The sequence below is a fragment of the Desulfogranum mediterraneum DSM 13871 genome (assembly GCF_000429965.1).
Taxonomy (GTDB): domain Bacteria; phylum Desulfobacterota; class Desulfobulbia; order Desulfobulbales; family Desulfobulbaceae; genus Desulfogranum; species Desulfogranum mediterraneum.
Genome location: NZ_AUCW01000004.1, coordinates 230,095 through 256,258, shown reverse-complemented (window position 1 = coordinate 256,258; position 26,164 = coordinate 230,095). Strand labels below are relative to the sequence as shown.

The following is a 26,164-nucleotide window of genomic DNA, read 5'->3' as shown; positions in this document are numbered from 1 at the left end:
CCGGGCCACCTCTCATTAAGACAGCTAAGGTGCTCAACAAGTTACCAAAGTCGATGCAGCACAAGGTAAAGGTTGCGCTGCACGACATCTGGACGGCAGAGACCAAAGAGGATGCCAATACAGCCTTCTACGATTTCCCGACGGAACACTGGGTGCATATCAGGACGACCAATCCGATTGAGTCGACCTTTTCAACGGTGCGTTTGAGGACCAAGAAGAGCCGTAACTGCAGACCACGGGAACCACCCTGGCAATGGTCTTTAAGCTACTGGAAAACGCTCAGAAGCGTCGAAAATGGATAAAGGGATTCCGCAGGTTAGCAGAGGTCATAACCGGGGTGGAGTTCAGAGATGGAGTACGAGTTATCGATCAGCCTGACAGGAAAGCTGCCTGACCCTCGCACACCACATTTGACAATAACCCGGCAAAGCCGGGGCGTTGCCCAAGAAAAAATTGCTCAGACTATATAGGAGGTCCTGTGATTGGTGGGCTCAAATTTTCTTCGAGTCGGACTTTTTTCTTTTTTATCAGTATTGGGATGGTGCTGACCAATGCTATCGTTGTTCTCTTCTGGCATACTTCGGTTCTTACCACAGGGATGGAAAATGCCCGTCAACAACTTTCGTTGCTCACTCATATTTATGCCAAGGGAAAGGATCTCGATAATCAGGCTCGTTTTCATGATGCTATGCTTGCGACAATGGTACAGTTAGATGCAAGGTGTGTGTGGCTCGTCGCAGAGAAAGAAATGGTATTTGGTCAGGAGGAACACTGTCTAGCCGGCTTGGGGAAGGTCCTAGATGATGCCCAATCCTCCGGTACCTCCGTTCGTTATTTCTCACATAATCCACTGGTTTCCCTTTTTGTTCCTTCTTCATATGCCCACCTTGCTGTCCCATTTCAGGATAGTCTGCAAGAACGTGGTGTTATTGGTCTGACTATTCCCCTGTCTGTCTATTGGCTTGATCTGCTCAAGCAGGAAAGGGTGATTGCAGGATGTCTTTTGGTGCAGGCCCTTGTTATGACAACCCTTGCCTTTTTTCGTCTTTCTCACTCCATCTTTCGTCCTGTTGATCGTTTGATTCGGCTTGCCGATACCTATCAAGGGATTAATAACTACCATTTTACTGGAAGTGCTTCGGTTGGAGAACTTGGACAACTTTCCAGTGCTGTGCGCTCCATGTTGCAACGAATTGATCGTGATCGCAGTGCGCTGGAGCATACTATTCAACAGCTTGAAGGTGCCAATCGTGATCTTGAGCAAAACCGTCACGAAATGGTCCGTGCTGAAAAAATGGCTGTTACCGGAAGGCTGGCGGCAGGATTGGCCCACGAGATCGGCAACCCCTTGGGTGTGGTTGGTGGTTACCTGGAGTTATTGAAAAAGGAAAATATTGACTGGGAGGAGAAGCTGGAGTTCATCCGTCGCTCTGAGGGTGAATTGGCTCGGATCAACGGTCTGGTGCGGCAGCTGGTGGATTGCAGCAGGCCGTCGCCGGCTGCCCAGGAAGATGTCCACGCCAATCCCCTGGTCGTCTCGGTGGTGGAGACGATCCGGCAGGGGAGGAAGCCGGAGAATGTACCCTTTGACCTCCAAATAGAGGCGGGCCAGGATCTGGTTTGTATCAACAGCGATGGCCTCCGGCAGGTGCTCTACAATGTGGTGCTCAATGCCATCGACGCGGTTCTGGAACAACATGGCCAGCAGGGTGGGGAGATCTCCCTGGTCACATCCAACCAGCCTGATCCATCCCGCTGGCAGGTCACGATCAGGGATAATGGAATAGGGCTTGGCCCGGAAGAACAGGCCTCGGTCTTTGACCCCTTCTTCACCACCAAGCCCCCGGGTTCCGGTACCGGTCTGGGACTGACGGTCTCTCGTTCCCTGGTGGAGGGTATGGGGGGGCGTATGGAGTTCAGGAGTGAAGAGCACCAGGGGGCTACCGTCTGTATTACCCTCCCCCTGTGTGAAGCAGGGGGAGCTGGTTGTGAAAAAATCCGGCAGGGAGGCGCCGAGTATGAATCTTGATCCCAAAAAGTTGCTCATCGTAGATGATGAGGCCAACATGCGCCATATGCTCACCGCCATGCTGGCTCGGCACGGCTACACCGTCGAGCTCGCTCCAAATGGGATGGATGGGCTCAAAGCGTTGGAGGCGAGCGGTTGCCCTACGGTGCTCTGTGATCTGCGGATGCCCCGGATGGATGGGCTTGCCTTTTTGGCCGAGGCCAAAAAAGTCTGTCCCGAAATCACGGTGATCATGATGTCCGCCTATGGCACCATCGAGGATGCGGTCAAGGCCATGAAGCTGGGTGCCTACGATTATATCGCCAAGCCCTTTAAGGAGGACGAGATCCTCCAGGTCCTGGCAAAGGTGGAGGAGCGTAATCAGCTCCTGGAGGAGAACCGTCAGCTGCGCCTCCAGGTTGCCGGGGAGGGTGCAGGGACCGGCTTTGGCAGGATGATCGGTAAGTCGGCCGCCATGCAGCAGCTCTTTGAGCTGGCGGCAAAGGTTGCGCCCTACAGCACCACCGTCTTGGTCACCGGTGAGTCGGGAACCGGCAAGGAGCTGGTCGCCCGGGGGCTTCATCAGGCCAGTCCTCGAAAGAGTCGTCCCTTTGTGGCGGTCAACTGTGGCTCCATTCCGGAAAATCTGCTGGAGAGTGAACTCTTTGGCTACGTCCGTGGGGCCTTTACCGGGGCTGAACAGGACAAGCCCGGCCTCTTTGAGGCCGCTGATCAGGGGACCCTGTTTCTTGATGAGATCGCTGAGCTGCCCCTGGCCATGCAGGTGAAGTTGCTGCGGGTCTTGCAGGAGCAGGAGATCCGGAGGGTGGGTGGTACTGCCACCCGGCCTGTCGATGTCCGGATCGTGGCGGCAACGGCCCGCGATCTTGGAGAGATGGTCGAGAACAAACAGTTCCGGGGAGACCTCTTTTATCGGCTCAATATCGTCCAGATTCAAGTGCCGCCGCTCCGGGAACGGCGCGATGACCTGAGCCTGCTCTGTCATCACTTCCTCGCCAAGATGAACCGTCAACTTGGGCGGCAGGTAAGAGCCTTCTCTCCCCGGACCATGGAGCAGCTGCTTAAGCATGAATGGCCAGGCAATGTCCGGGAGTTGGAGAATGTGATCGAGCGGGCCGTGATCCTGGCCGAGGATGAGCTGATTGTCCCGGAAAACCTGCCCGACTACTTTGGTACCGCCTCCCAGCAGCGAAGAATCAACGATTTTTTTGGCACCTTTTCCCTGAAAAAGGCCAAGCTGATCATGGAAGAGAAGATGATCTCCAGGGCCATGGAGGCGGCAGGGGGCAACAAGAGCAAGGCGGCCAGGATGCTGGAGATCAGTTATCCGGCCCTGCTGAGCAAGCTGAAGGAGTATGGTTGTTAATTTTTTTTATAATTCAGCTGGCGGTTGTGATATTATTTAATAGGTTTTCGAGCTGGCAGGAGCACCCCTTTTGATCTGGCAGTCAGTTTTTAATTGTTATTTAAGATGAATACCGTGTTTGATCTGGGGTTGGTGTAGTAGTTGCTAGGAAAATAGTGTATCTCCCGTTTTATCTATCTCAGGTGCAGAGGCAATGAAAGAGAAACGTGATCAGAGAGGGTTTACCCTCATAGAAGTGGTGGTGGTCTTGGCTATTATAGGAGTGATGGCGGCTGTTGCCATCCCTGCCTTTATGTCCTGGCTGCCTGATATTCGATTGCGCAGCGCCACCCGAGATCTCTTCCTGGATATGCAGTTGGCCAAGCAGGAAGCGATTAAAAGAAACGAGCGGGTGGTAATACAAATTAATGATGTTGTCTGTGGTGGATTGCCCAATAGCGTGCCTGAGCCGGGCGGGGGGTATACGATATTTATCGATGATGGCAGTGGGGCTAATACCGGGAACAATACTCAGGATGGCGATGAGCCGACTTGGAGGAGTGCTGCAATGCCAAAAAATGTAGCTCTCTGTGTAACTAAAAATGATGGTACGGATGGTGTAACCTTTACCGGCGAGTGGACCGGATTTAACCCTACAGGTCTTCCTATTAGCATTGGGACCGTAACGCTCTGTAATGATCAAGGCAGGGAATCCGATGTCGTGCTGTCCTTTGTTGGTAATATTAGCATTCAGTAACGCGTTCATCCCTAAGGTGATTTCTTAGCGTCTTGCTAAGTTAAAGGCTGGCGTCTCCGTTGGGCCCTGTCGGCTAGGGGGGCTGCAAAGGATTGGTATCAGTGAGGAGTGAGGATCTGTATGGAGACTATGTTACACAACAGGAGCGGCTTTACCCTGGTTGAGTTGATGATCACCCTGGTGCTCTCTATGGTCATTATTGCAGCCATCTACTCTGCCCACCTAACCCAGCAGCGCACCCAGACGGCCCAGGATCAGGTTGTGGAGATGCAGCAGAACCTGCGTGCCTCCCTCAACCTGATAGTCAGCGAGTTGCGGATGGCTGGGTTTGACCCCAGCGGTTCGGCTAATGTCGGTATCACCGGGGCCAACCAGGGATGGATGCAGGTTACCATGGATCTCAACGGAGATGGGGATGCCGGAGATAGCAACGAAGATGTCCAGTTTGGTTTCAATGATGCAGATGATGCCACCGATGACGGGGTGGCCGATGACGGGGTGGCCTCTTTGGGGCGCAATACCGGCGGAGGCTATCAGCCGATTGCAGATAATATCGTTGCCATAGAGTTTCTCTATCACCTGGAAAACGGCAGTAAGGACCCGACAACCTACAGCTACACCAGGAACCCGACTGCGGCAGAGTTGGATACGATCCGGGCCGTTACCATCAGCCTCCTTTCCCGCGCCAGGAATCTGGATCCTAATTTTACCAGTAACCAGAGTGCCCTGCCTGCCTCGGCCCTGACGGCATCCCCTGCCGGCAACAGTGGTGACAACGCCTCCTGGAACGCATCCGGGGTGTCGTGGAACGTGGCAAGCAACTTCAGGCGTCGTTTGCTCATCATGACCGTTAAACTGAGGAATCTGGGATTATGAACAGGAAACAGCTTCTTTTCAGCCAGCAAGGTTTTACCCTGATTGAAGCCCTGGTTGCCATGTTGGTGCTGACCACTGGTATTTTTTCTCTTTATTCCATGCAGATTTCCGCGATTCAGGGCAACAGCAAGGCTCAGGTGATAACCACGGCATCCAACTGGGCAGCTATCCAGGTGGAAGACATCCTCACCCGACCCTACGAGGAGATAACAGATGCCAACGGTGACGGGAACAGCGCCAATGAGGATAGCTCCGGGAATGACGGTATCGATGACGTCCTTGGTAACGGCGCTGATTTCGGCCTGGATAATGTGACCGCAGCCACGGCGGATGGTTCTTTTAACTCGCCGGACAGCCGCTACACCATCTTTTGGAATGTGGCAGATGGCGTTCCTGTGGCTGGGTCAAAAACCGTTCGGATCCATGTGCAGGATAATAATAACATCATGAGAAGTATGGTCACCTATAACTATATCAAACAAGAAGGGGTTTAGGAGGCACTGTGACTGCTTATAAACTGCTACACCGCAGAGAGGGGCGTGGCGAACATGGTTTTGTGCTGGTGACTGCCCTGATCATGCTTCTCGTCCTGACCATCCTGGGTATCATGGCGATCCAGACCTCTGTGGTTGAACTGATGATTTCCGGTAACGATAAGACCCATAAACAGACCTTTTACCAGGCCGACGGCGGCACCGAACTAGCCCAGCAACTTATCTTTGAGAACGCGATCTGTACGACCACCAAGAATGGCTTTACCGAGACCCTCACCGGCACCAATGCTGCCCATCTCGGCAATACCATCGTTGTCGAAGTCCTGCAATTTTCCGATACCAACCCAGCTTCGTCTGTGGTTTCTGATACCAATCGCGAGTTTGTCTACTACCCCTACACCGATATCAATGACCCCTCCACTGCTGCAACCTTCAACACCCGCCAGCATACCAACTTCCTTGTCCAGTCAGCTGTGCAGGTCAACCCCGGCTCCGGTATGCAGATGGTTTCAGGCTATGAAGGCCTGGGCGCTGGCTCGGCAGGCGGGGGGACCAGCCGGCTCTATACCATAGCAGCGCAACATTTCGGCCTGGCAAATAGTCAGTCAACGATCACCGTTCGCTGGCGGTTGGATAACTTTCTCATCTCAAGTGCGGCTGCGCAAGATTGCAAATACTGATTGGAGAGACTGTCATGCACGCTTTATCTCGACTTCCTAAACACCTTCTCACCACCTTTCTGTTTACTCTGCTCTTTTGGTGCCTTGCCGGCCTTTCCCTTGTCTCGGCCAGTCAGAATTACACCATGGCGGAGTTCAATGATTTTCCCATCAACATCGTCGAGGAGGGGGCGACGCCCCGGGTGGTGATCAATGCCTCCAATGATCACCAGTTGTACTACAAGGTTTACAGTGATTACGCAGATCTGGATGGAGACGCCCTGCCGGAGACCGGCTACAAGCACGCTGTGGACTACTATGGCTACTTTGACAGCCACAAGTGCTATTACTATGATCCTGCGGATAAACGTTTTGTTGCGGATGCCATCTCTATAGACAAGTACTGCAACGATGGAGTTACCGCGGCCGACGAAAATCACCCCAAAAAGCAGTGGTCAGGAAATTTTTTAAACTGGGTGGCCATGGCCCGGATCGATGCGATCCGGAAGGTCCTCTTTGGCGGACACCGGAGGGTGGACACCGCCACCACCACGGTCCTGGAGCGTACCTACATCCCCCATGACGCCCATAGCTGGGCCAAATATTATGGAGGAAGCGACCTGGAGCAGTTGGTCCCCTTTGTTGCTGGTGTGGACTACGACTGTGACCTGGGCAACGTGACCAGCCTGGTTGGCAGTGAAACCGTGGTTAATGCGGCCTGTGCAGATCCTGCCAATGACCCCGACTATTTTGAGTGTACCGGTGGTGGCGGTGACCCCGCCGCCTGCAGCGATACTTCCGATCCCTACAACTACGATTGCGCCGATTTTACCCTTGACGACGGTTCCAACGGCTACAATGCCTGTAAGGGCCTGGTCATGGGGGACCAAGCCTATGCCCGGGATCGCTTTGACTATGACCCGAAGCTGGACTACCTCGATCAGGACGAGGATGGTACGGCCATAGATTGGAAAAAGGTGGGAGTCACCTTTGGCAATACCACCGATGTCCCTATGGCCAATTATAACAATAAGTTTTCCGAGGACTACGCAGAACCACCGCTGATCAAGGCGGTCAAGGGGAACCACTCCCTCTGGGCCAGTAATGAGCGCTGGCAGTGTACCTGGAGGAGCGGCAGCCCCTATGATAATCACGGCGCCACCAACGCCAACAACCCCTCTGAATCGAAAATCTACGCCTATACCAATAACCCGGCCTGGAGTGAGCGGCTGGGTGAGGGGAATTATGTGGCGCGGGTCCAGGTCTGCCAGGCCTCCTGGCTGGCAAAGGAAAAACTGATCCTGCCCCAGGATCAATGGAACAGTGAGCACTGCAAGCTCTATCCGGGCGCGGATGAGCTCAAGGGGACCGCAGATGATATCTATAAACCCATCGGCCTGCTCCAGGCCTATGGTGATGAAAAACAGATGCAGTTCGGGATGGTGGCCGGTTCCTACAATCAGCATGCCTCTGGCGGCGTCCTCATCCGCAACGTGGGCGATCTGGACGATGAGGTGAATGTCGACACCGATGGCACCTTTCCCAAGGTGGCCCAGTATGCAGGCGGGCCTTCAACCAACAATACCGCGGACGGTCTGATCAATGCCTGGAGCCTGTACCGGATTATCGGTTATGGCGGCAGTGACGGCACCTATAACTCCAATCAGGGTGATAACTGCTCCTGGGGCCTCTCAAAGTTCAGCGATGTCACCAAGGCCAATACCTGTAGAAACTGGGGCAACCCCTTTTCCGAGATCTACTATCAATCGATCAACTATCTTGCCGGCGGCGGGGTCATCGGTGACTACCGGGATAACTCCTCAAACATCATCCCCGGCCTCCCGGTCCCTCAAACCTTTAAAGACCCCCTGGACAAGGACAGCTACTGTGCGAAGTTGTTTATCGTCAACCTCAATGCAAGCACGATCTCCTACGACTATGACGAGTTGGATCATAACAGCTATGGGCCGCCCACGATCTGGGACGAGGCGGTGCTGCCCGGAGATAAGGATAGTGCGGCCATGACCGACACCGTCGGGGTGGGCGAACAGATCCATGGTCAAAGTTACTTCATCGGTGAGATTGATCTGGGCTCCGGAAGCGATGATCAGCTCTGTACCGAGAAGACCATCACCAGCCTCGGTGAGAGCGGCGGCATCTGTCCGGAGGCCCCACGCCTGCTGGGCTCCTATCGGATGGCCGGCCTGGCCTACTACGCCCATGTGGAGGATATTCGTCCTGATGATGCCACCGGTGGTCGTGGGCTGGAGAGTACCCAGACCGTGGACACCTTTTCCGTGGCCCTGGCCTCTGGCTTGCCGGTCATTGAGATCCCGGATCCATCCGGGGTGAGCAGTGAGCCCCTGGTGACGATTTTACCTGCCTGCCGAAACACCTCCTTGAATCCTAACGGCAACTGCGCAATTGTCGAGTTTAAGATCGTTTCCCAGACAGTGGATACGGTCAACAAGGTCGCGCGCGGCAGCTTCTACGTGAACTGGGAGGATAGTGAGCAGGGCGGCGACTATGACCAGGATATGTGGGGAACGATTAACTATGAGCTTGATCTGAATACGGGTGACAGTGGCGAGATAAAGATCACCACCCAGGTGCATGCCCAATCCACTGGATATAAAATGGGCTTTGGCTACATCCTCGGCGGGACCACAGATGATGGCTTCCATGCCCATTCCGGGATCAACGGCTTCAGCTTTGCAGAAACGGCAGATGCCGGTAGCCCCAGCTGTTCCGACAGTAACGGCTGTAACTGTCGGGGTGGCCATGGCCCCTGTAACACCTCTGATTCGGGTCCGTCCGTGAAGACCTATGGCCTGGGCACGGCTACGGCCACCCTGCTTAAGGATCCGCTCTGGTATGCCGCCAAGTGGGGCGGCTTTACCGATGCCAACGATAATAAGCTGCCGGATCTGCAGTCGGAGTGGGACAGTAAGATCAATGAGAGCGGCGATCCCGGTTCAGACGGGATTCCCGATAATTACTTCTTTGCAACCAATCCCCAGGAACTGGAGGATTCCCTTACCCGGGTCTTTGATGCCATCCTGGAAAGAACCTCTTCAGGTACCGCCGCGGCAGTGGTCTCGAGTAACGTCAGTGGTGAAGGGGCACTCTTCCAGGCCTACTATGAGCCCCTGCGCAAGGATGCCGACAAGGAGGCGCGTTGGCTGGGTACCCTCCAGGCCCTATGGCTGGACAGCTTTGGTCTGACCCGTGAAGATTGCACCCCGCCGGCTGATCTGAATATCGATGCAGATGGAAAGTGCAAGGCCGCCCAAGCCGTCTGCGTACCCAACGGCCGGCTCGACAATTACTGTGTCGATCAGGTGGTTGAGACCTACTTCGATGACCTGGAGGGAAGGACCCGGATGCGGATCTACGAGAGTGATGAGCCCTACCACTATACCTCCTACAGTATGCAGGGCGTGGTGAGTTCCTATACGGGCGGGACGGTGAACATGGTCCCGAACTCGATGGAAGGCCGTTTGAGCTATGCCTCTGAGTCGATCACCTTGTCTCCCTACCAGTTGTCCGGGGTCGTTACCGCCTATGATCCTGCCAGCGGCAGTGTTGAGATAAGCGTGGCCGCAGGGGCGTGGCAGGGGCCTGATGATGCCTCATTCAGCCTGTGGAAGATTAGCTCGGATCTGGCAGCCGGGGTCGGTTTTAGCGATGATAGTCTCACCTTTGCCGCCGGCAGCTATTCCCTGACCATCTCACCCGCCGGTCCCTGGATCGATGTGGGCCATACCCTCACCCTGGAGACCAAGAATCTGGTAGGCGCTTCAGGGCAGTCCTTTAACAGCTGGACCGTTGCCTGTCTGGAGGGAGGCGCCGCCAGCGGGATCATCACCCAGACGAGTATTCAGCTGAATAACGCCGGCGAGACCAGTTCCCCCATTATCACCCAAAGTGGTGACTTCTCCACCTGCCTCAGAGCCAGGCTTTCAACCTACAACTTAAAGGGTAAAGCAGGTGAAAGCTATGCAGATTGGGAGGTCTCGAACCTGAAGACGGTGTTGGGCAAAGGAACAAGCACCTCCACGATTACCCTGGCCAATGACGGGGTCGTCGGCTTCAGCGTCCTGCCCACCGATGATTGGCTGAGCCTGGGCGATCAGGTCTTGGTGGCCAACTATAAGGCGGTGACCAAGGAACTCTACGAAATAGGCTACCTCTGGAATGCCAGAGAAGAACTCTATCTGCCCGGGGTCAGCGATGCACTCCTGGCCACCCAGCGTGACTATGAACTGACCACCGCAGAGAAGGGGCGGCACATCATTACCTGGATAGATGCCAATGCCAATAACGAAGTGGACGCAGATGAGCAGAGGGATTTTGTCAATACCATGCTGACCGATCCAACCGATCCGGTCAGCTATACCTACTTTGATGTTGCCGACCAGGCAACGGCTTCCAACCTGATTGACTATATCCGGGGCATTGAGCAGGCAGGGAGTCGGAACAGAACCATAACCTACTCGGCCCATGACGCCGGCGAAAATGTCATGCGCCTGGGCGATATCGTCAACTCAACCCCCACGGTGGTCGGCTCGCCCCAGGAGGCCTTTGACCTGCTCTACTATGATGACAGTTATCGGGAGTTTCGACAGCAGTACATCGATCGCCGGATCGTCGTCTATGCCGGCGGCAATGACGGCCTGATCCACGCCTTTAATGGCGGCTTCTACAATATCGTAGAGGTCGATGACCGCAACTATGTCGAATACTCCACTGTCGGCTCAAAGCATGATGACACCCCGGCGCTGCAGCATCCGCTGGGCAGCGAGCTCTGGGCCTATGCGCCCCTGAACCTACTCTCCCATCTGCAGTGGTTGCAGGATCCTGATTATGCCTCCAACCACGTCAGCTACAACGACCTGAAGCCGCGGGTCTTTGATGCCAAGATCTTTGCAGATAACGATGATCATCCCAATGGCTGGGGCACGGTCCTGGTGGTCGGGATGAACCTTGGGGGCGGTGCGATGACCATTGCCGTGGATAGCGACAATGATGGGACGCTTGAGCCCGATATTACCCGCCGTTCAGCCTATGTGATCTTTGATGTCACCAATCCCGAGGTCGAACCGAAACTGCTTGGCGAGATCACCTTGCCTGACCAGAGCTTTACCTCGGTCTATCCCGCAGTGGCTGCCTTTCAGGATATTGACGGGGATACAAACTGTGATAATGATACCGAGGCATGCAACCGTTGGTATCTGGTCTTCGGCAGTGGGCCGAACATCCTCTCAACCTACGAGAGCACCCAAAATGCCCGCCTCTATTACTTTGATCTCGGCCAGCTGGTGAGCGGGACTCCTGCGCCAACAGGCGTGGCAGCAGATTTTCCTGCTGATTGCTCCTTGGGGGCGCTCACCACCGGTTCTAACATCGTAAGCTGTGACACCAAGGTTGATGACAGTTTTGTCGGTACGCCTACGGTGGTTGACTGGGACCTTGATTTTAGAGCGGATTCGCTCTACTTCGGGCTGGTCGGTGATTCGGTCAGCGAGTCAGGACGGGTGATGAAGATGGCCTACAACAATGAAGAGGCCACCACCGAGTGGTCTGATCTGGTCACCCTCCATAACAGCGGCCGGCCGATTTACGCCCAGGTGGTTCCGGCCCTTGATGATCTGGGGAATCACTGGACCTTCTTCGGATCAGGCCGCTATTTTTCAGCTGCCGACAAAACAAGTACCGCCAGCCAACGTTTATTCGGGGTCAAGGATATGGAGGCCTCGGCCAGCTACCCGGTGCTTGACAGCAAACTGCTCGATGTGACCAATGCCGAGGTCTATTCAGATGGTGTATTAGAGGCAAACAGCGTGACCAAGCTTGATGGCACGGCCTTGACGAAATTCACTGATCTGGAAGAAGAGGTGGATACGAATGCCCTGGGATGGAAGATGGATCTTCCCCTGATTGTCGGTGCAGCCGGCGATCCCTCTACCCGCAGCGTTACCCGTTCTGCCCTCTTGGGTGGGGTACTCTTCAGTACGGTCTTCCAGCCAAGTGAAGATCCCTGTGCAGGGGAAGGGCAGAGTAGGCTCTACGGCCTCTACTATAAGACCGGTACCGGCTATCCAAGTATTCCGCCTGTGTTCGGTGCCGCTGTTGAGACCGTAGGTGACGAGGTGAAGTTTCGCACCTTAAAGTTCATGGACTTGGGGTCTGGTGCCGCAACCTCACCGGCAGTCCATTCAGGGAAGGGCTCCGGAGATAGCGGCTTGAAGGTCTTTACCCAGCTTTCAACCGGGGCCATGGTCGAGTCCGAGGCTGAAACGATCAACAAGGTGCGAGCCGGCAGGACTTCCTGGCAAGACCGGTAAGCCGATGGTACCTGGTTAATCCTCCCTTTGCGGGGGAAGACCTTGGGGGCGTAATAAAGGGCAGGTGATGACATTGCCCTTTATTACGCCTTTTTTGGGCCTTTATCATTTTCACTGATCATTTCCATGAGTTTTTTTCTTGACTTCTGGTCCACTCCCATTTAAATATTAAATCCTACTGAATAGTGGTTCAGTTTGTTGCTGACCTGATTCACGGAAGTGGGACAGGGGCGACAGTTTAATTTATAGGGTTAGCTTCCTAACATAACTCAACAGAGAGGGAAAAATCATGAGTAAATTAGTTGCGCCTCACGGCGGTAAAGGTCTTGTTTGTGCCCTGCTTGAAGGAGCTGAGCTTGAGGCGGAATTGGCAAAGGCCAAAGGCCTGAAGCAGGTTGAAGTTACAGATCGTGCCAAGGGCGATCTGATTATGATGGGTATCGGTGGCTTCTCCCCTCTCGAAGGTTTTATGACCAAAGCTGACTGGAAAGGCGTGTGTGAGAACTTCCAGATGGCAGACGGAACCTTCTGGCCTGTACCCATCACCCTGGACGTTTCCGCTGCCGATGCCGGCGAGATCAAGGAAGGCGACGAGATCGCCCTGGTGAATGCCGGTGAGATCTACGCCACCATGAAGGTCAGCGAGAAGTTTGAGATGACCGACGCCGACAAGAAGTGGGAATGCGAAAAGGTATTCATGGGCGAAGGTGAAGAGTCTGTAGACGGTAAGTTCTGGGAAATCGCCCCTGACGATCATCCCGGCGTTATCATGGTTATGAACCAGAAAGAGTTCAACCTGGCCGGTCCTGTCAAGGTCCTCTCCGAAGGCGAGTACAAGGCCGAGTATCCCGGCGTATACCTGAAGCCTGCCGAGACCCGTGCCATGTTTGATGAGCGTGGCTGGGCCAACGTTGCTGCCCTGCAGCTGCGTAACCCCATGCATCGCTCCCATGAGTTCCTGGCCAAGATCGCTGTAGAGGTATGTGACGGCGTGCTGATCCACTCTCTGATCGGTAACCTGAAGCCCGGTGATATTCCTGCCGATACCCGTGTTAAGGCCATCGAGATCCTGATTGACAACTACTTTGTCAAAGAGAACGTCATCAACGCCGGTTACCCCCTGGATATGCGTTATGCCGGTCCCCGTGAAGGCCTGCTCCACGCCACCTTCCGTCAGAACTACGGGGTCAACAACATGCTGATCGGTCGTGACCACGCCGGTGTTGGTGACTTCTATGGTCTGTTCGAAGCCCAGGAGATCTTTGATCGTATCCCTGCAACCGGTGATGCTGCCAAGGATCTGCTCTGTAAGCCGATGAAGATCGACTGGACCTTCTACTGCCACAAGTGTGACGGTATGGCTTCCCTGCGTACCTGTCCCCACACCAAGGATGACCGTGTTATCCTTTCCGGTACCAAGCTGCGTAAGGCCCTGTCTGAAGGTGCTGCCATCGTTGACCACTTCGGTCGTGACGAAGTTCTGGATCACCTCAAGAAATACTATGCCGGCCTGACCGAGAAAGTTGAAGTGAAGATGCAGGGTGCCGCCTCCGGCGAATCCATGTAATCAGCACCACTTTCCTGTCATCAGTGTGAAGGAGGTACCGCCTGGCGGTACCTCCTTTTTTTTTATGGCAGCCGGAAAAATCATGATTATCATGGCTTCGACGGTCAGCGGTCCTGACCCGAGGTTTCCCCATCCTTTCAAATCATTGGCGAGGAAGAGCACCATGAACGAACAGACCCTCACGGTCGGGCTGGATGAACGCAGCTACCCCATATTCATCGGCAGCAATGTGTTGGCAAGCGTTGCCCCTCGATTGGAGGCGCATCCTGTCGGCAAACGCTACGCCATCATCAGCGACGAGACCGTGGCCGGAATCTATGGCCAGCGTCTGCTGGACGCCCTCACCAAGGCGGGTATCGGCTGCAGTCTGATCACCTTTCCCGCCGGAGAGGAGCATAAGACCAGCAGCACAGTGACCCGCCTGGCCAGTGAACTGGCCCAACAGGGCTTTGATCGGGGGGACGCCCTGATCGCCCTGGGGGGGGGCGTGGTCGGTGATATCACCGGTTTTCTGGCCTCCATCTATATGCGCGGGATCCCCTTTGTCCAGATTCCCACCACCCTGCTTTCCCAGGTGGACAGTTCGGTGGGCGGCAAGACCGGAGTGGATATCCCGGAAGGCAAGAACCTGATCGGTACCTTTTATCAGCCCAGGGCGGTGTTTATCGATATCGATGTGCTTGCGACCCTGCCGGAACAGGAGCTGCGGGGCGGGCTTGCCGAGGTGATCAAGTATGGAGTTATCCTCGATGCCGCCTTCTTCCAGCGCCTGCTGGAGCAGAGGGAGCAGATCCTGGACCTTGAACCGTCGGCTCTGATCCCCATGATCCGGACCTGCTGTGCCATCAAGGCCCAGGTGGTTGAGGAGGATGAGCGGGAAGGCGGGCTGCGCCGGATTCTCAACTTTGGCCACACCATCGGTCATGCCGTTGAGGCGGCCTCCGGTTTTGAGATCATCCACGGCTTTGCCGTGGCCATCGGCATGCAGGCGGCCGCGGAACTGGCCGGACTGGCCGATTATGGTGACGCCCGGGTGGCTGTGGCAATCCGGGAGATCCTTGAGGCCTACGGGCTACCCACCGAGATCCCTTCAAGCCTTGACCGGGCCATGATTCGCCGCTACCTGCTCAGCGACAAGAAGACGGTGGACGGCCGAATCTTTTTTGTCCTGCCCACCACGATCGGTAGGGTCACGGTCACCGACCAGGTAGCCGAGGAGGCTATTGACGCTGTACTCAACAGGGAGTAATATCCGATACATTTCGATCCACTGGATTGTTTAACCCCAACGTCTGCCAACGAGTTACTACGCCATCATGCCGATCTACGAATTCTACTGCGACAGCTGTAATGTGGTCTTCAACTTCTTCTCCAGTCGCGTCAACACGGAAAAACAACCCGACTGCCCACGTTGCGGCCGGGAAAAGATCCAGAAGATGATGTCCACCTTTGCCACCATCGGCAAGGCCAGCGAAGAGTCTGGTGATGATCCGCTGGCCGGAATCGATGAATCCCGGATGGAGCAAGCCTTTGAGGGGCTGATGCGGGACGCCGACGGCGTCAATGAGGATGATCCCCGTCAGATGGCCGCCCTGATGCGCAAGTTCTCCGAAAAGACCGGCCTGGGGCTGGGTGAACAGATGGAAGAGGCCCTGTCCCGGCTGGAGTCGGGTGATGATCCGGAGCAGGTGGAGCAGGAGATGGGGGCCTTGATGGATTCCGATGATGCCTTTACCCTGGAGGGGATGAAGAAAAAGATCCGCTCAGGTCCCCAGCCGCCGGTCTATGACGACAGGCTCTACGAGTTGTAGGGTGCTTGAGCCGCGCCGGGATCCTCCACCGGCCAGCCATGCTGGAGTGGTGTTTCGTTTTTATCAATTTTCTTTCTGGCCATAGTACAGACTGGTTCTGTCCGAATCCCCCAACAGGGGTTCACAGCGAAGCCTCCTATACAGCACGGTTGGGAGCCAAAGGGGCCTGATCCAAGATCAGAAAACTTTGAGACCCGTTTCACTGGAATACCGGGTACCACAGCTTCAGGCTCCAAAACTCTGGGGGATGTCCCTTCCGGATCGTCCCTCAGTAAGCAGGTCGCTCTCTTGTGATAGCAGCCATTATGATAGGGTGTTTCACGCTGTTGGCTTCATGGACGCGTTTTTACCGCCCGCCACCATGCGATGGAGCCGCAAGGGCGCTCCATGCACCTCTCCAAGACTGGATTCCCGCCTGTGCGGGAATGACAACCCCAAAAAATGGCTGACTGAGATGGGTGGGCCCCCGCAGCCCATGACCACCGCCCTTACTCCCCCTCGTTTCTTTCCCTGTCCAGGGCATTTCTCTCTATTTTCTGATTGCACTCCATGACCTGGCTGTTAACCTGCAATGGGAGAGAGTCGAACCTCAGGTGCCTTGAGAAATTGCTTTTTCGCCAATCTCGGCCTTGCACTCAAAATTTTATCCTCGGGATATCCCTCATCTGCCTGCGGTAAAATTGAGCGTGCGCCTTGATCTTGAACGAAATATCGTATTTTCCAAAGTAGCTGTCAATCAGTTCACCGCTGTTAAAGGGTAGGGGGCTAGGGGCATGAAAGGGAAACTGGTTATCGTGATGGTGGGGCTGCCGGCCCGGGGTAAATCGACCATGGGCCGCAAGCTGAGTCGCACCCTGGAGTTGGATGGAGTCAAGACCTCGATCTTTAACAACGGTGACCTGCGCCGCAAGATGAGCAGCGAGAATACCTCTTCATCGACCTTCTTTTCCCCGGACAATGCCGAGGGGGTGGCCTTTCGGGAAAGAGTCTCCTCCCTGAACCTGGAGAAGGCCCGTGACTTTCTGGAGCAGGGCGGGGCCGTGGCCATCCTCGACGCCAGCAACGTCACCCGCAGCCGGCGGGAGAAGATCCGGACCACCTTTCCTGAAACGCCCCACCTCTTTATAGAGTGTCTGAATGCCGATGATGAGGCCCTGGAGGCTAATCTGGAGCGAAAGGTGGAACTCAATGAGTTCAGCCACCTCTCCAAGGAGGAGGCCCTGGCCAGTTTCCTGAGGCGGATCGCCTACTACGAGTCGATCTACGAACCCCTGGACGTGGAACCCAACCGTATCCTGGTGGATTCCTTTGAATCCTGCATCCTCCAGGAGCAGGTCAGCTACGAGGTGCCCTACTATGATCGGATCCGGGATATCCTCACCACCCGGGTGGTGCGCAATCTCTTTCTGGTCCGCCATGGGGAGACCTTCTACAACCTGGAGGACCGGATCGGCGGCAACAGTGAACTCACCGACAAGGGGCAGGAGCAGGCCAGGGCCCTGGCGGAACATTTTGCCACCCAGCGCATTCCCATCATCTTCACCTCAAACTATACCCGCACCCTCCAGACCGCTGAGCCCATTGTTGCCAGGCAGAATCACTGCTCGGTGATCGCCCTCCCTGAATTCAACGAGATCCATGCCGGGCTCTGTGAGGGCATGACCTACCGTGAGATCAGTGAAAAGATGACCCATGTGGCCCGGGCCAGGCGCTTGAACAAGTACCGCTACCGCTATCCCGAAGGCGAAGGCTACAAGAGCATGGAGGAGCGGGTCCACCGGGGACTGAAGAAGGTCTTTTACCTCAATAACTATGATGAAAATATCATGATTGTCGGCCACCGCGCGGTCAACCGGGTGATTCTTTCCATGTTTCTCTCCCGTCAGGAGGAGGAGATCCCCTATATTTACATGCCCCAGAACCGCTACTATCATATCCAGATCAATCCCCATCGCCGGATCTTCGAGTTGATTCCCTTTGGCACCAGCCTGGGGTGATATCGGGGAGCGAGAGGACCGCTGTCCAGCCTGCTGCTGCGCCCGGCTGGAGGCTACTGCAGCCTGGTGGTCTCTTCGGGATCCACCAGGTGGCGCTGGCCGTGTTTTTCCTCCTTGTCTGCGATGATCGCAGCCGCCTCCTCGGTGCTTATTCCCAGTGATTGGGCCAGCTGCTCCAGGGCGTAGCAGGGAGTCCCGTCGGTATCGTAGGCCAGGGGCTTCATCTCCGGAAACTCGGCCTGGAGGGCCTGGCTGGAGGCCTGGCCGAGGATTTCCCGGATCTCTGCAGGCCCGTAGAGCAGGAGCCACTCCACGGCCTCTGCCCAGAGATCGCTGTCCACGGTGGGATGTTGGAGGACCTTCATGGCCGCCTCCAGGGTCCACTCTTGTTGGAATTGGGTAGGCATATTTTTCTCCGTCTATTGTGCTGGCTGGTTTTGAGGGTATACTATAATCCAATCAGAGAGGAGAACAAACCCGGACTATTTTGAAAAATGAGATTTTTCGATCAAGCTTAAGGCGCGCGATAGATAGTTTTCCTGGCATGTGCCTGGTATTACAGGGTAAAGTTTCGAGCGCAAGGCCAAGGTTGGAAGGAAAAGTAACTTTTCAAGGTAGCCTCTAACTCAACAGGGAGAAGCAGCCATGGCTGTCGAGACACGTATCCTGCTGGAAAACTTGGAATGGTTTGATCAGAGCGGAGAGGAGCTGCTCCATCGCCTCCCTGAAAAGGGTTCCGGCGAACTGAAGTTCGGGGCCCAGCTGACGGTGCGGCAGAGTCAGGCAGGGGTGCTCTTCTATAAGGGGCAGGCCTGTGACGCCTTTGGCCCTGGTCGCCATACCCTGAAGACAGGGAATATCCCGATCCTGACCAAGATCCTCTCTGCCCCCTGGGGAATGGTGAGCCCCCTGAGGGCCGAGGTCTACTTTGTCAACCTCAAGGTCTTTACCAACCTGAAGTGGGGCACCAGGGACCCGGTGGCCTTCCGTGACAGCCAGCTTGGGCTGGTGCGCCTGCGCGCCCATGGTGTCTTCAACCTCAGGGTGGTCCAGCCGGTCCTCTTTATCAATACCCTGGCCGGAACCATGGGCAAGTATACCACCGGCCAGATCGAAGAGTACCTGCGACGGGTGATTGTTTCCAGGTTTAATGATTACCTGGGTGAGCAGCTGGACTCGCTCTTTGACCTTCCGGGTGGTTTTGATCAGCTTGCCGCCGGCCTGCAACAGCGTCTGCAGGAAGACTTCAGCCGTTATGGCCTGGCCCTGGACAACCTCTACATCTCGTCGATCACCCCGCCGCCCGAGGTGCAGGAGGCCATCGATGATGCCGGCCGGCTGAAGCTGATTCAGGACATGGATCAGTTTGTCCGGCTCAAGGCCGGGATGGCCATGGAAAAGGCTGCCCAGGCAGGAGGGGAGGCAGGGGCCGGCCTGGGCCTGGGGCTGGGGATGATGATGCCCGCCTTTCTGGGGGCCGGAGCCGCAGGCAAGGACCCGGCTCCGGGAAAGGAGCCGATGAACAGCTGCGAGGAGTGCGCCAACACCATCCCGGTGGATGCCAGGTTCTGCCCCTACTGCGGCCACCAGCAGCTGATCCTGAAACAGTGCAGTCACTGCAGGAAAAACCTGACTCCTGGGGCCAGGTTCTGTTCCAGGTGCGGCCACAGCACCGAGGAGTCGCCCGGGAGTCTTTTTTGCAGTCAATGCGGCGGCGAGAACCTGGCCGGAGCCCTGTTCTGTAATCAGTGCGGTGAGCGACTGGCTCCCTCCCCTGGAACGGCCTCCGGCTGATGGATATCCGGGTTGAGCAGGGCTGCCCCCAGTGTGGGGCTCCAGCGGAACAGGGGGAGGACAGCCGCTGGTTGTGCTGTGCCTACTGCGGGGTGCGGACCTTGCTCAGCCCAGCGGGAGGACTCTTTCGCTACCTGCTTCCTCCGGCCACGAATTCGGCAGAGCCGGAGGACTACTATGCCGTTCCTTACCTGCGTTTCAAGGGGATGATCTTTCAGGTCTCCAGCCAGGGGATCAGCCATCGGCTCATCGACACGACCCAGGTCGCTACAGAGCTCCCCGGTCTGCCGCCCTCCCTGGGCCTACGGCCCCAGGCCATGGTCCTGCGGCCGCTGAGCGCTGCCCCGGACTGCCGATATCTCCCCCAGAGCCGGTCACCCCGGGCCGTCCTGAAGAAGGCGATCCAGGTCGGCGGCTTCAGCGCCCGACCAGGGGGCGATCTCTATCACCGGGCCTATATCGGGGAAAGCCTGAGTGTGATCTATCTGCCGCTGGTCAGGCAGGCCGGCCGGCTGCTCGATGGGGTCAGCGGCCTGCCCCTGGCCGCGATCCTCCCTCCTGCCGCCCTCCCGGGCCAGGCCGCTCCCTTTGCTCCCTCCTGGCAACTGAGCCACAGCGCCGCGATCTGTCCCCACTGTGGTTGGGATCTGGAGGCTGCGGCAGATGATCTGGTGGTTCACTGCGCCGGTTGTCACCGTGCCTGGCAGCTGGCTGGGCAGGGGTTGCGCCAGGTCGAGTGGCAACTCTGTGCAGCTGCCGCCGGAGCGGTTCGCTATCTGCCCTTCTGGCGTATTCCGGTGCAGATTCCGGCCCTGGAGCTCTCCAGTTTTAGCGATCTGGTCCAGCGGACCAACCAGCCGCTGGTGGCTCGCTCGGCCTGGAGCCGCCAGCCCCTGCAGTTCTGGATACCGGCGATGAAACTGCGGCCCAAGCTTTTTCTCCAGCTCGGGCGCCGGCTTACCCTGGGCCAGTGGCGTCTTCCGGATCCTGCTGAGCCGCATCCGGCCCACAGAGGAGGAGCCCGCTCGATCCTTGCGGCTGGAGCAACTGAAAACAGCGAACCCTATCCGGTCACCCTGGGGGCCGGCGAGGCCGGACAGGCCATCAAGGTTCTGCTCGCGGCCATGGCCGCCAGTCCACGCCGGATCCATCCTCAGCTTCCCCGGCTCTGGGTGCAGAGCGGAGTTCCCAGCCTCTGCTACCTGCCCTTTGAGGAGAGGGGGCAGGACTGGGTGCAGCTCCACTGCGGGGTGGCTCTGGCCAAGAGTGCCCTCCGTTTCGGCCGGCTGATGTAGCTTTGACAGCTTGGGTCTTCCATGGTATAGACCAAGCTGCACCAAGAGCACGATCCTTATGACCAGAGGCCACCATGAAAAATTGCTTTTTCTTCCAACTTCACCGTTGCGTTCAGAAATTTATCCTCGTAATATCAGGTATATGCCTGAGGTAGGATTCATCGAGCGCCTTGACCTTGATCGAAAAGCCTCATTTCTTTAAAGTGTCTCAGCGTGGATAATCATCGACATTTCATGGGCCAGGCCCTCCAAGAGGCCCGCTCTGCCTTGGAGCAGGGGGAGTTCCCGGTGGGGTGCGTACTGGTGGCCGGGGGTGAGATCATCGCCCGGGGCCATCGGACCAACAGCGCCCGCAACCACTGCAACGAAATCGATCACGCCGAGATGGTTACCCTGCGGACCCTGATTCGTGAACAACCTGCCAGGGATTGGTCGCGGGTAACGGTCTACTCGACCATGGAACCCTGCCTGATGTGCTATGCCACCATGCTGCTTTCCGGCATCCGAACCTTTGTCTGGGCTTATGAGGATGCCATGGGCGGCGGCACCAACCTGCCCCTGACCGAGCTCAATCCCCTCTATGCCGAGATGGAGGTCACCCTGATTGAGCGGATCTACCGCCGGGAAAGCCTCCAGCTCTTTCAGGAATTTTTCTCCACCTACTCCTACTGGCAGGACAGCCTGCTCTCCCGCTATACCCTGGCACAACCCCTTGAGGATTGACCCCGATGACCTCACAGCCCCTGGCCCGTACCGTTGGTTTTAAGAGCGGAGAACGAAATGTCTTCCTCCATCTGCTCACCGCCTGTAACCTCTCCTGCCGCCACTGCTACATCAACCCCGAGCAACATGGTACTCAGATCCTGCCCCTGGCCACGGTGCTCAGCTGGCTGCAGCTGCTGCTCGATCCGGACAAGGCCTCCAACCTGATCCTCCTGGGCGGTGAGCCCACCCTCCATCCTGATCTGGCCGCCATCATCAAGGCGGCCAAGGCGATGGGCTATGCCGTGACCGTGGATACCAACGGTCTGCTCTGTCATCAACTGCTTGACCAGGTTACTCCCCTGGAGCTCGATTACCTGAGCTTCAGCCTGGACGGGCCCGATGCAGCGGTCAATGATCCCATCAGGGGAGAGGGGGTCTTTGAGCGCTGCAGCGCCAACATTCGCAAGGCTGTGACAGCCGGCTTTGCCGTCAGTCTGATCTATACGGTTTCCGGCCTGAATATCGATCACCTTCAGCGAATGCCCGAGCTGGTAGCCCGCTTGGGGGTGCGTCGGTTTTTTATCCAGGTGATCGGTCTGCGGGGCAAGTCTGCCGGCGGAGAGGCGCCTGAGGTGCCCTGGCAGGTCGACCCGGAGCAGTGGCTGGAGATCGTGCCCCGGGTTGCCCTTGCGGCCGCGGAAAAAGGTATCCATGTGGTCTACCCCAAGGTCTATCTGGAACCCGGCGAAACCTTTGAGTGCGCGGGCCGGGTGGCGGAAAACTACTTTGTCTTTCCCAACGGCCGGGTCTACCAATGTCCCCTCTGTGAAGATCATCCCATCCACAGCATGGTGATTGAAGAGGATCAGCTGCGCAGGCGCAGCGGCCTGAACGAAGACCGCTTCTTTCAGCTGGCTATCCCGGAGGGCTGTGTGATGAACAAACTGCTCCAGCCGGAAAATATCAGCTATCTCGACGATGGCAGCCCTTCCCATCAGATCTCCTGCTGCCTGCTCAAGCAGGAGGTGCTTCCTCTAACCCCTACCAAGAGCCATGGTTCAAGAAAAGACGACTCCTGAAGACCTGCAACACCGTTATGCCCGGGCCGTGTCCCTCCATGAACAGGGAGAGCTCGCCCGGGCCATTGCCCTCTATGAAGAGCTTGTCCGGGAGGTCCCGGATGGCGATCTGATTCACTATAATCTGGGCCTGGCATACTATGACCACCAGCAGTATGGCCGGGCCGGCAGCTGTTTTTCCCGGGCTGCGGCCATCAACGACCAGGAAGCTGATTACTGGTATAACCTGGGCCTGAGCCGCAAACAGGAGGAGCGCTATCCCGAGGCGGTCTCTGCCTATGGCCGGGCCCTGCGTCTCAGGCCCGATGACCGGGAGACCCTCTATAATCTGGGCTGCTGCTGCAAAGACTGCGGCGCGCTCGACCATGCCGTGGAGGTCTATGAGCATCTCCTGGAACTGGATCCCGGCTATATCCCAGCCCTCAACAACCTGGCCTACATCGTTCACCTCCAGGGCGACCTCCGCCGGGCTGAATCCCTCTACCAGGCTATCTTGGAGTCGGCTCCGGAGCACATCAATGCCGGCTACATGGCAGCGGCCCTGGGAGGTGAGCAGCCTGCGGCACCCCCCCAGGCCTATGTGCGGGATCTCTTTGACAGCTATTCCCAGGATTTTGAGGGCAACCTGGTGGAGGATCTGGCCTACCAGGTGCCCGAGCGGCTCTGGCAGCTCTTCAACCAGGGGCCGAGGAGGGAACGCTATGACTACCTGCTCGACCTGGGCTGCGGGACCGGCCTCTGCGGAGTGCACTTTCGTCCCTGCTGTCACTATCTGGAGGGGGTGGATCTGTCCGGGCGGATGATCGCACGCGCCAGGGAAAAGGGGCTCTACGATAGCCTTGTGGAGGGGGAACTGCTCAGCCATCTCCAGCGGACAACTCCCGGTTTTGACCTGGTGATCGCCGGCGACGTCTGTATCTACCTGGGCGACCTGGCGCCCCTGATGGCGACCATCGCAGCCCGGGGCAGCCGTGAGGTGCAGTTCTGTTTTTCGGTGGAGGCGTTTCAGGTGAAGGGGCAGGGGAAGGGGCAGGGATGGGAGCTCAGGCCAAGCGGCCGTTATGGCCACTCCTATGACTATATCCTGGACCTGGCCCGGCAAAGCGGCCTCAGCCTCTGCGGCTTTGAGCAGACCTGGCTCAGGCAGGAGCGGGGCAAGGCCATCGACGGCTTTCTCTTTTTTCTGGGTCGCGCCTAGGGGGGAGCCAACAGGGCGCCGCTTTGGCGGCGCCCTGTTGGGGTGAGCAGGGGAGGGGGCAGCCCTTGCTGCCCTGGTTGTCTATACCTTGAACTTCGCCATCATTGCCTTCAGGTTTTCTGCGATGGAGGAGAGTTCGCCGGCACTGTCCTTGACCTGGTTGCTGGCCGCATTGATCTCGTTGGCAGAGCCGTTGACCTCGGCGATGTCGGCGGCGATTTCCGCAGAGACCGCCGAGCTCTGGGCCACATTCTCGTTGACCTCGTTGATGCCGCCGGATGCCTGGTGGACATTCTCCGCGATCTCCTTGGTGGTTGCGGTCTGCTCTTCCACTGCCGTGGCAATGGTGGCCACGATCTGATCCACATCAGCGATGACCGAGCTGATCTCGTTGATTTCCTTGACCGTGATCCCGGTGGCCTCCTGGATGCCCTGGATCTTGAGCTTGATGTCCAGGGTGGCCTCGGCGGTCTGTTTGGCCAGATCCTTGATCTCGTTGGCAACCACTGCAAAGCCCTTACCTGCCTCACCGGCCCTGGCAGCCTCGATGGTGGCGTTCAGCGCCAGCAGGTTGGTCTGTTCGGAGATCTCGGTGATGGCTTCGGTGACCTTGTTGATCTCGTTGGCCGCCTTACCCAGCTCATCGACCCGGTCAGAGGCGGTCTGCGATTGGTTGACCGCCTGGGTGGTGATGTCCTTGGCCCGACCTGAGTTCTGGGCGATCTCGGTGATGGTGGCATTCATCTCCTCTGCGGCCGAGGCCACCATGTTGATGTTGACCGAGGCCTGTTCCATGGCCGCGGCCACCGAGTTCTGGTTGGCGCTCATCTCCTCTGCCGCTGCGGCCACCTGGTTGGAGCGGGTGGCCGTGTCCTCGGCCCCTGAAGACATCTGATCGGAGATAGCGGCCAGTTGGTTGGAGGCCTCATCCACACTCATGACCCCCTGGTCCACATCGGTGATGATGGACCGCAGGTTGGTGGCCATATGGTTGAGTGATTTGGCCAGCACCCCGATCTCATCCTCCTGGTCCACATCCATGGTCTTGGTCATGTCGCCCTCTGCCATGGCCTTGGAGAGTTCGACTCCCTTGTTGAGCGGCCTGGTGATGAGGATGGTGAGGTAGAAGCCAAGGCCCAGGGCCAGGACAACTCCTGCTCCGATGCCGATCAGGGTGATCAGCCGGCCGGTTTGGGCAATCGCCTCTCCCTCTTTTACCACCTCTTCGGCGCCGGCAATGGCCTTGTCGACAATGGCATCCATGGCATTGAAGGTGTCGACCTGGTGACGGGCGGCCTCCTGGAGCAGGAGCACGTTCATCTGTTTGAAGCTGTCATAGGCCAGGTCGCTGACCAGCTTCATCTCGGCGACGATGGCAAAGACCTCCTTGGAGAGGGGATTGAGTCGCTGTTCCAGCAACTCCCTGGCCTCGAATACCTGGTTGGCGGCGGCCAGCTGCTTGATCCGGGCCACGGTCTGGTGGAGCTCCTGGTGAACGGGCCGCAGTTTAGCGGCCAGGCTCACCATCTGGGGGTTGCTGGTGTCCATCTTGCTCAGCCACCGGCCCAGGGAGCAGGCCGTGGCGTCATCCCCGCCTTCAAAGCTCGTCCCCTGGATCAGGAGGTCTCCCACCCGGGACAGCAGTTGGTAATGGGTGACCTCAAAGCCGACCATGTGGCGGTTCATCTGGTCCGGGTTGACCATGTCCAGGGTGATCAGGTTCTTGGAGAGTTCCACGGCCTTGTTGTTGGCCGCGACCCACTTGCCGATGGCCGTGCTCAAGTCCTGCCACTCCGGTTCGACCTGGCGGAAGATGGGCAGCTCCATGAATTTCTGTTTGGCCGCACCATAGATCTTGCGCGCGTCCAGCAGTCCCTGGTGGGCGGCCTGGCGCTGCTCGATGGTGGCGTAGGGGGTGAGCAGGGTCCGCATCAGGGCGGCAACGGTGGCGGCCTGGCTCTTGATGATCAGCATGTTCTCCACCGCAGGGATGGCGTCGTCGGCCAGGATCTCGGTCTGCTGCTGCAGTTTTCCCTGTTCGAACATGGCGGTCAGTCCCACGACCAGAACGATGAGTGCGGTAAGAATGAAACCACCAACGAGTTTCACGCCCAGTTTGAGGTTTTTCATAGTAGGTAACTCTCCTTTTGGTTTTCAGTACAGCCTGTCTCTTGGGGTGACGTTCCTGCCCAGGGTCCTCTGGCCGGGACA

The 26,164-nt window shown here is 57.1% G+C and carries 18 protein-coding genes and 1 pseudogene; 17 read left to right on the top strand and 2 right to left on the bottom strand.

What is annotated here, in order from left to right; all coding sequences use genetic code 11:
- Nucleotides 1-17: 17 nt before the first annotated feature.
- From G494_RS25980 to G494_RS0102625, 12 genes and pseudogenes are all read left to right on the top strand, one after another.
- Nucleotides 18-394 (top strand): annotated as a pseudogene (locus G494_RS25980) (transposase); the annotation flags it as partial.
- 84 nt (nt 395-478) lie between these two features.
- The gene (locus G494_RS25975; RefSeq protein ID WP_084456310.1) at nt 479-2,029 is read left to right on the top strand and encodes a sensor histidine kinase; all 1,551 of its coding nucleotides are present in this window, start codon (nt 479-481) and stop codon (nt 2,027-2,029) included.
- On the top strand, nt 2,019-3,395 hold the full coding sequence (locus G494_RS0102675) for a sigma-54-dependent transcriptional regulator (protein ID WP_028583288.1): 1,377 nt from the start codon (nt 2,019-2,021) through the stop codon (nt 3,393-3,395). The genes G494_RS25975 and G494_RS0102675 overlap by 11 nt, the downstream gene beginning before the upstream one ends.
- 193 nt (nt 3,396-3,588) lie before the next feature.
- Nucleotides 3,589-4,131 carry a GspH/FimT family pseudopilin gene (locus G494_RS27510; protein ID WP_051305294.1) on the top strand — a complete coding sequence of 181 codons (543 nt, stop codon included), beginning with the start codon at nt 3,589-3,591 and terminating at the stop codon, nt 4,129-4,131.
- A gap of 120 nt (nt 4,132-4,251) precedes the next feature.
- The gene (locus G494_RS0102665; RefSeq protein WP_084456308.1) at nt 4,252-5,007 is read left to right on the top strand and encodes a PilW family protein; all 756 of its coding nucleotides are present in this window, start codon (nt 4,252-4,254) and stop codon (nt 5,005-5,007) included.
- The gene (locus tag G494_RS25015) at nt 5,004-5,501 is read left to right on the top strand and encodes a prepilin-type N-terminal cleavage/methylation domain-containing protein (protein WP_051305292.1); all 498 of its coding nucleotides are present in this window, start codon (nt 5,004-5,006) and stop codon (nt 5,499-5,501) included. Before G494_RS0102665 ends, G494_RS25015 begins: the two co-directional genes overlap by 4 nt.
- 8 nt (nt 5,502-5,509) lie before the next feature.
- Complete coding sequence (locus G494_RS0102655; protein ID WP_153305736.1) at nt 5,510-6,181, top strand: pilus assembly PilX family protein; 672 nt, start codon at nt 5,510-5,512, stop codon at nt 6,179-6,181.
- A gap of 14 nt (nt 6,182-6,195) precedes the next feature.
- Nucleotides 6,196-12,507: a pilus assembly protein gene (locus G494_RS0102650; protein WP_028583285.1), complete on the top strand. Its 6,312-nt coding sequence runs from the start codon at nt 6,196-6,198 to the stop codon at nt 12,505-12,507.
- A gap of 289 nt (nt 12,508-12,796) precedes the next feature.
- Nucleotides 12,797-14,074 carry a sulfate adenylyltransferase gene (gene sat, locus G494_RS0102645; RefSeq protein ID WP_028583284.1) on the top strand — a complete coding sequence of 426 codons (1,278 nt, stop codon included), beginning with the start codon at nt 12,797-12,799 and terminating at the stop codon, nt 14,072-14,074.
- Between the two features lie 163 nt (nt 14,075-14,237).
- Nucleotides 14,238-15,323 carry a 3-dehydroquinate synthase gene (aroB, locus tag G494_RS0102635; RefSeq protein ID WP_028583283.1) on the top strand — a complete coding sequence of 362 codons (1,086 nt, stop codon included), beginning with the start codon at nt 14,238-14,240 and terminating at the stop codon, nt 15,321-15,323.
- 67 nt (nt 15,324-15,390) lie between these two features.
- Entirely contained in the window at nt 15,391-15,885 is a 495-nt protein-coding gene (locus G494_RS0102630) for an FmdB family zinc ribbon protein (protein WP_028583282.1), read from the top strand.
- A 773-nt stretch (nt 15,886-16,658) separates the two neighbouring features.
- Complete coding sequence (locus tag G494_RS0102625) at nt 16,659-17,882, top strand: bifunctional nucleoside/nucleotide kinase/histidine phosphatase family protein (RefSeq protein ID WP_028583281.1); 1,224 nt, start codon at nt 16,659-16,661, stop codon at nt 17,880-17,882.
- A 53-nt stretch (nt 17,883-17,935) separates the two neighbouring features.
- Here the strand turns inward: G494_RS0102625 and G494_RS0102620 are convergent, their stop codons facing one another.
- Nucleotides 17,936-18,289, bottom strand: a complete 354-nt coding sequence (locus G494_RS0102620; protein ID WP_028583280.1) for a hypothetical protein — start codon at nt 18,287-18,289, stop codon at nt 17,936-17,938.
- Between the two features lie 238 nt (nt 18,290-18,527).
- Here G494_RS0102620 and G494_RS0102615 point away from each other — a divergent pair, with 238 nt between their 5' ends.
- From G494_RS0102615 to G494_RS0102595, 5 genes are all read left to right on the top strand, one after another.
- Nucleotides 18,528-19,676 (top strand): SPFH domain-containing protein, encoded by a 1,149-nt coding sequence (locus G494_RS0102615; protein WP_028583279.1) that lies wholly within the window; start codon nt 18,528-18,530, stop codon nt 19,674-19,676.
- Nucleotides 19,676-20,971 carry a zinc ribbon domain-containing protein gene (locus G494_RS0102610; protein ID WP_028583278.1) on the top strand — a complete coding sequence of 432 codons (1,296 nt, stop codon included), beginning with the start codon at nt 19,676-19,678 and terminating at the stop codon, nt 20,969-20,971. Before G494_RS0102615 ends, G494_RS0102610 begins: the two co-directional genes overlap by 1 nt.
- Before the next feature lie 213 nt (nt 20,972-21,184).
- Nucleotides 21,185-21,694, top strand: a complete 510-nt coding sequence (locus G494_RS0102605; RefSeq protein WP_028583277.1) for a nucleoside deaminase — start codon at nt 21,185-21,187, stop codon at nt 21,692-21,694.
- 5 nt (nt 21,695-21,699) lie between these two features.
- Nucleotides 21,700-22,755, top strand: a complete 1,056-nt coding sequence (locus tag G494_RS0102600) for a radical SAM protein (RefSeq protein ID WP_035245183.1) — start codon at nt 21,700-21,702, stop codon at nt 22,753-22,755.
- Nucleotides 22,730-23,953, top strand: a complete 1,224-nt coding sequence (locus G494_RS0102595) for a tetratricopeptide repeat protein (RefSeq protein ID WP_028583275.1) — start codon at nt 22,730-22,732, stop codon at nt 23,951-23,953. The genes G494_RS0102600 and G494_RS0102595 overlap by 26 nt, the downstream gene beginning before the upstream one ends.
- 81 nt (nt 23,954-24,034) lie before the next feature.
- Here the strand turns inward: G494_RS0102595 and G494_RS25010 are convergent, their stop codons facing one another.
- Entirely contained in the window at nt 24,035-26,083 is a 2,049-nt protein-coding gene (locus tag G494_RS25010; protein ID WP_051305290.1) for a HAMP domain-containing methyl-accepting chemotaxis protein, read from the bottom strand.
- Between the last annotated feature and the right edge of the window lie 81 nt (nt 26,084-26,164).